The 1,623-nt window shown below is 40.9% G+C and carries 1 protein-coding gene; it reads left to right on the plus strand.

Going from position 1 to position 1,623, the window contains the following annotated elements:
- The first annotated feature begins 534 nt into the window (after positions 1-534).
- Positions 535-1,299 carry a hypothetical protein gene (locus O9290_RS11640; protein WP_147070965.1) on the plus strand — a complete coding sequence of 255 codons (765 nt, stop codon included), beginning with the start codon at positions 535-537 and terminating at the stop codon, positions 1,297-1,299.
- The last annotated feature ends 324 nt before the right edge of the window (positions 1,300-1,623 follow it).

Below are 1,623 nucleotides of genomic sequence, written 5' to 3' on the forward strand. Positions count from 1 at the left end.
TGTCAGTCTGTAGAGCGACCATAAGACCAGAACAGAGTAAATCTGTTAAGGCAGGTGCGGAACCCCGCAAGGGAAAGAAGCAGAAACCTAAATCGTGAGGTTTGGGAATCACCGTCCGTTTACGGCGGTGAGGATGTCAAGGTCAAGTAATTTCTACTACTCTCGTCTCCGACTTACCAGAACTCGGTCAATTAACCGCCAAACAAATCTCTCGCTTAGTTCCTAGAGATTCACACTTTTTGTTATCTCTAATCAAGGGTTGCGCTTGCTTTGGTTTAACCTGAGCAGTTTAGCTTTTGCTGCGCTTTTTTCCGGCTTGAGATTTTGAGTTTTACGGCAACTGCTTGAGTTTTTTTGAATTACCCCTTGACCATCAAGACAGTCGCTACACTATACTCGTTGTCAAACAGCCAAGTTATGGTTCACAATTGTGCCATTTTATGGGTAAATTCACAAACTGTCACAACCGTTAGTGAAACTTGATCAATCTTTTTCTAACATAAAAGAAAGAGAAATAAAAATGGGGTGATTGAGATGTTTTTAAGCTATCTAGGATTTATCGGATTTTGTGTGATTTTTGGAGCCTTAGTCTTACTAGCTTTTGGAATTTTACAATGGTTGCACATCCCGTCAGGAAATTTAATCGATTGGTTGATTGGGATCGCCAGTTTTTGGTGGTTGTTAGTGATTGTGACTGTTCCTTGGAACATTTATTTTGATGCCCAGGAAGTCATCGCAGAAGCAGCAATTTCTCAAGAAAAAAATATTCCCGTAGATCGGAAACAAGTTGATTATGTTAAGACAGTAGCGCGTTGGTCAATTCGGCTCGCAATCGCCTTACATTTGCTGTCAGGAATTGGACTTTATACCTTAGCAGCAACGGGAATTAGTGCAGTAGGATATGTGAGTTCCGGTGCAACTTTATTATTGACAGCTTTACGTCCGGCGATTCGGGCTTATCAATATTTAGCCGTGCGTTTGTCAATGATTCGAGAACAGATTAAGTATCCCAGAGAGGATGTAGTAGAGTTGCGCGTTCGCGTCTCTAATTTAGAGGCTAATGTGGCAATAATTAGGGAAAAACTCGATACAGAAGCAAATATACAGCAACAAGAAGTCAAAATAACTCGCCAAGAATTAGCCCGTCTGAAAGCCTTACTAGAAAAATTAGAAGCTAAAAATCAGGTTGAACATGAAACCTTATCTCAGGAAGCACAAAATGCGATCGCACAACTGACAGAAGACAGTCAATTTCTCAATCATGTACGAGAGATTATTCGCTTTTTCAAGACAGCTTAGATGAGATTAATTTCTTAAGAGATCTAACCAAGGCTGAAACCTTTACTGTTCCCTGTTCCCTTGTCTCCACAGTTAACTTTAACTTTACCTTTAAGTGGTCGGACAAAAGTAAAGTTAACCGTGGGAGTCAGGAGTCAGGAGTCAGCAAGAATTGCCAGAATTACATTTCTTAAGACAGACGAGAGCAACATCTCAATAAATGCTGGTAAGGAAGCCGAAGTCAACCTAGAAAATGAACCCGCACTCGTGAGAAAGCATCGACTTAGGTTGCACTGAGGAAGAAAATCTGCTTTAACTAAGGATATGCTTCTTCCCATCGAGATC

The organism is Microcystis sp. LE19-41.2A (assembly GCF_027530405.1).
Classification (GTDB): domain Bacteria; phylum Cyanobacteriota; class Cyanobacteriia; order Cyanobacteriales; family Microcystaceae; genus Microcystis; species Microcystis aeruginosa.

Excerpts from the sequence above, each read along its gene's own strand:
- O9290_RS11640 (WP_147070965.1), top strand. The coding sequence starts at position 535 with ATGTTTTTAAGCTATCTAGGATTTATCGGATTTTGTGTGATTTTTGGA.